Annotated in this window: 3 protein-coding genes; 2 read left to right on the forward strand and 1 reads right to left on the reverse strand. The window is 68.8% G+C overall.

All coding sequences use genetic code 11. The annotated features are described in order from the left end of the window. On the forward strand, positions 1-1,583 hold a 1,583-nt coding region (locus AC1D1S_RS19445), incomplete at its 5' end, for a dolichyl-phosphate-mannose--protein mannosyltransferase (protein WP_476995244.1). Positions 1,584-1,644: 61 nt separating this feature from the next. Further along, on the forward strand, positions 1,645-3,474 hold the full coding sequence (locus tag AC1D1S_RS19450; RefSeq protein WP_476995245.1) for an AMP-dependent synthetase/ligase: 1,830 nt from the start codon (positions 1,645-1,647) through the stop codon (positions 3,472-3,474). Between the two features lie 21 nt (positions 3,475-3,495). On the opposite strand, the gene AC1D1S_RS19455 is transcribed toward AC1D1S_RS19450, so the two are convergent. After that, positions 3,496-4,577 (reverse strand): TIGR01906 family membrane protein (locus tag AC1D1S_RS19455; protein WP_476995246.1); only part of this gene is annotated, 1,082 nt, incomplete at its 5' end.

A 4,577-nucleotide genomic window follows, 5' to 3' on the forward strand; every position in this document is an offset into this window, starting at 1 on the left:
CCCCGGAGGCCCTCCGGGAGCGCCTGATCGGCGGCCTCCAGAGCTGGCGGGACTACCCGGCGTCGCTTCGGCTCTGGTACTGGCTCATTCCCGTCCTGACGGCCRCGCTGGGCGGCGTCCTGCGGTTCGTCCGGCTGGACACGCCGCGCAACCTGGTCTTTGACGAAACGTACTATGTCAAAGACGCGTACTCATTCCTGGTCAGCGGATACGAGCGCAGCTGGCCGGACCGGGCGAACGACTCGTTCATCGCCGGCAACCCCGGCGTGCTGCTGAACACGCCGGAGTACGTCGTCCACCCGCCGGTCGGCAAGTGGATGATCGCCGCGGGCATGTGGCTGTTCGGGGCGGACAATCCCTTCGGCTGGCGGTTCGGTGCGGCCCTGACGGGGACACTGTCCATCCTCCTGCTGGCCCTGATCGCGCAAAAGCTCTTCCGCTCGCTCACTCTGGGTGCCGTGTCCGGCATCCTGCTCGCCGTGGACGGCCACCACTTGGTCATGTCCCGGACCTCGCTGCTGGACATCTTCCTGATGTTCTGGATCCTCGCCGCGTTCGGGGCCCTGCTGATGGACCGCGACGACGGCCGGAGGCGGCTCGCTGCCCGGCTCGGCCGGCAGGCCGCGGCCTCCGCCACGGGGCGGCCCTCGGCGCTGCAGCTCACCTCCGGGCCCTGGCTCGGCATCCGGTGGTGGCGCCTCGCGGCGGGCGTCTGCCTGGGCCTGGCGGTCGGCACGAAATGGTCCGCCCTGTTCTTTCTGGCCGGATTCGGCCTGCTGACCGTCTTTTGGGACCTCAGCGCGCGGCGCATAGCCGGCGTGCATGCCTGGATCAGCGGCGGCATCCTCAAGGACGGCGTCCCGGCCTTCCTGAGCATCGTTCCGGTGGCCGCCCTGGTCTACGGCGCCACATGGACCGGGTGGTTCCGGTCCACGGACGCCTACTTCAGGCATTGGGCCGACGCCAACCCCTCGGCCGAGTGGGGCTGGCTGCCGAACGCCGTCCGGTCCCTGGCGCATTACCACCTGGAGGCCTACAAGTTCCACCAGGGCCTCAGTGCCGACCACCCCTACGAGGCCAGCGCCTGGAGCTGGCTGGTCATGGGCCGGCCCACGTCATTCTTCTACGAATCCCCCGGGCAGGGCACCCCGGGCTGCGAGCTGACCAACTGCACCACCGCCATCCTCTCCGTCGGCAACCCGTTGATCTGGTGGAGCGCGGCCGTGAGCCTGGGTGTCCTGCTGTTCTGGTGGGCGGGCCGCCGCGACTGGCGCGCCGGCGCAGTCCTGGCCGGAGTGGCCGCAGGATATCTCCCCTGGTTCATGTACCCGGAGCGCACCACCTTCTTCTTCTACGCCGTGTCCTTTGAACCGTTCCTGGTGCTGGCGCTCGTCTATTGCCTGGGGCTGGTGCTCGGCCAGCGCGGTGACCCCCTCTGGCGCCGGCGGTCCGGGTTCTACCTGGTGGCGCTGTTCGTGGTGGCGGCCGTGCTGGTGTCCGCGTTCTTTTACCCGGTCTGGACGGCCGAGGTGATCCCGTACCAGGACTGGCGCATCCGGATGTGGATGCCGTCCTGGATCTAGGGCAGGATTGCAGGGAAATGTCCGCCGAACTCCGGGCGGACCAGGAAATGGAGACTCGGCTGTGAGAGAAGCAAGCACCGGACTGCTCGTGGAGCTGGACCCGGAGAGCAACGTGACTGACCTGCTCCTGGAGCAGCACGCGAAGGATCCCGTGCACGCCCTCTACTCCCGCAAAGGCCCTGGCGGCTGGACCGACGTCTCCGTCCAGCACTTCCTGGAGCAGGTCACTGCCCTGGCCAAGGGCCTGATCGCCGGCGGACTCACGCCGGGCGAGACCGTCGCGGTCATGTCCGCCACCCGGTACGAGTGGACGGTGGTGGACTTCGCCATCTGGTTCGCCGGCGGCGTCACCGTTCCGATCTACGAGACCTCCTCCGCGTCCCAGGTCGAGTGGATTCTCCATGATTCGGGGGCCCGGCGGGTGTTCGTCGAGGACCACGCCAGGGCCGCTCTCGTCCAGGGCGTCCTGGACGCCTCCACCGTCCTCGGTGACCGGCTTGTTGCCGTCGTGCGGATGGAGCACGACGGCGCCGCACCGAACCTGGCGAGCATGGCCGCGGCCGGCACCGGGGTGACCGACGCCGAGCTGGAACGCCACCGGACCGCGGCGTCCCTGGCGGATGTCGCGTCCCTGGTCTACACCTCSGGCASCACCGGCAAGCCCAAGGGCTGCGAGATCACCCACGCCAACTTTGCCCTGGTGGCCAAGAACATCGTCCTGTTCCTGCCCGAGCTCCTCATGCAGCCGCGTTCCCGGACGCTGATGTTCCTGCCCCTGGCGCACGTCCTGGCCCGGGCGGTGCAGGTGGTCTGCCTTAGCTCCGGATCCACCCTCGGCCACACCGCCAGCGCCAAAGAGCTCCTGGACGATCTGGACAGCTTCAAACCCACCTTTCTGCTGGTGGTCCCCCGGATCTTCGAAAAGGTCTACGCCGGAGCCGCGCAGAAGGCGGACGCCGCCGGCAAGGAACGTATCTTCACAGCCGCAGCGGCGGCCGCGATCGACTACTCCAAGGCCCTCGACGCCGCCTCCCGGGGCAACGGCACGGGCCCGGGGCTCCTGCTGCGTGCCCGGCACGCAGTCTTCGACCGGATCCTGTATCCCAGGCTCCGGCAGGCCTTCGGCGGCCAGTTGCGGTACACGGTCTCCGGCGCGAGCCCGCTGAGCTCCAACGACGCCCATTTTTTCCGCGGCGTGGGTATCCCCGTCCTGGAAGGCTACGGCCTGACCGAAACCACGGCGCCCTGCACAGCCAACACCCCGGCACGGACCAAGGTGGGCACCGTCGGCATCCCGGTGCCGGGCACCACAGTCCGGGTGGCTGACGACGGCGAGATCCTGGTCAAGGGCATTGGCGTCTTCAAGGGCTACCACGCGAACGAGGCCGCCAACGCTGAGGCCTTCGTGGACGGTTTTTTCCGGACCGGCGACCTCGGTTCCCTCGACGAGGACGGATTCCTGACCATCACGGGCCGGAAGAAGGACCTGCTGGTCACGGCCGGCGGCAAGAATGTCGCCCCGGGCCCGCTCGAGGAGAAGATCCGGGAGCACCAGCTGGTCGGACAGGCCGTGGTCGTTGGCGACGGCCGGCCCTTCGTCTCTGCACTGGTGAACCTGGACCCGGAAGGACTGCGCAACTGGTGCGCCGCCCGGAAGGTGCCCGTCATGGCGCCGGCCGAAGCCGCCGCGGACCAGACGGTCCGGGCCGCGATCCAGGAAGCCATCGATGCCGCGAACCTCACGGTCTCCAAGGCCGAGTCGATCCGCAGTTTCGTCATCCTGGACGCCGACTTCACCGTGGAATCAGGGCACCTGACCCCCTCGCTCAAACTCAAGCGGGCCGCCGTCGTGCGGGACTACGAACAGCACATCAACCGGATCTACGGCTGACGCCGGGCAACCGGCCCGTCGTCAGACGGTGTGCCGGGTGCGCGCCGGGCCCTCTGCGTCGCTGCCGGCCGTGCCGTCCGCCGCGGGCGCAGCCTCGGCGGTGGCGCCAGTGCCGGCATCAGTATCGGTGCCCTTGGATGTGGCGGCGGCCTTCTTGCCGAGGCCGCGGCGCCGGCGCGTGGGCCAGGTCAGGACGAGGGTGACCAGGGAAGCGAGCAGCACGAGGCTTCCGATGACGATCCCGGCGTCCATCCAGAACTGGCCCGGGAAGAGCCGGATCAGGGTGTCCTGAAGCGTAAATGTCCAGGTCCCGTTGGCGAAGAAAATACGGTGGAAATCGGTGAAGAACTGCTCCCAGCCGAGTACCGCGAGGGTCCCGAGGCCGATGATGAGCGCAAGGGTGACGATCGAGCCGGCGAACAGGCCGCGGCGGACTCCCCCGTTATGGCGGCGCTTGAGGTAGATCACGGCCACCAGGCCCAGCAGGATCAGCAGGGTACCGGCGCCGAAAGTGGACAGGATCACGGCCTTGACGTCGGCCATGTGGCTGACTTCGCCGTCCTTGAACAACCGCTCCCCGCTTTGGTCCACAAGATCGCCGAGGTAGCGGGGGCCCGACCAGTTGCTGAGGTAGTCCACCGCGTAGGAACCGTACGTCATGCGGTCATCGGTGCTGAAGCCGTAGCCGTCACCGGGGAAGCCCGGACGGTTGTATTCCACCCAGAGGAACAGGGGGCTGGTCACGGCGCGGACGGCGAGCACCAGCAGGATGACCGGGTAGAACACGGCGAGCAGCACCTGAAGCACCCGCGGGAGGACGGGCTTGGCCTTGGCCGCCTGCTCGCGTTCGGCGTTCCGGCGTTCGGCGTTGCGGCGTTCGACTTCGTCCTCGGGGGCGGTGTCAGGACGTGCGCCGACTGATACGCCGGCTCCTGCCCCGCGCGCCTTGTCATCCGACGGGGGAGCATTCGAGGTGGCCACATCCGACTGGGCAGTATCCGACGGCCCCGTGGCGGCGGCCTCGGCCGCCTTGCGGTCGGCGCGGCTCTCCGGCTGGCTGGCGGTGGGCGTTGCCGACGGCGCCGCCGTGCCCTCTGCTGATC

It is taken from the genome of Arthrobacter sp. P1_A5 (genome assembly GCF_056406825.1).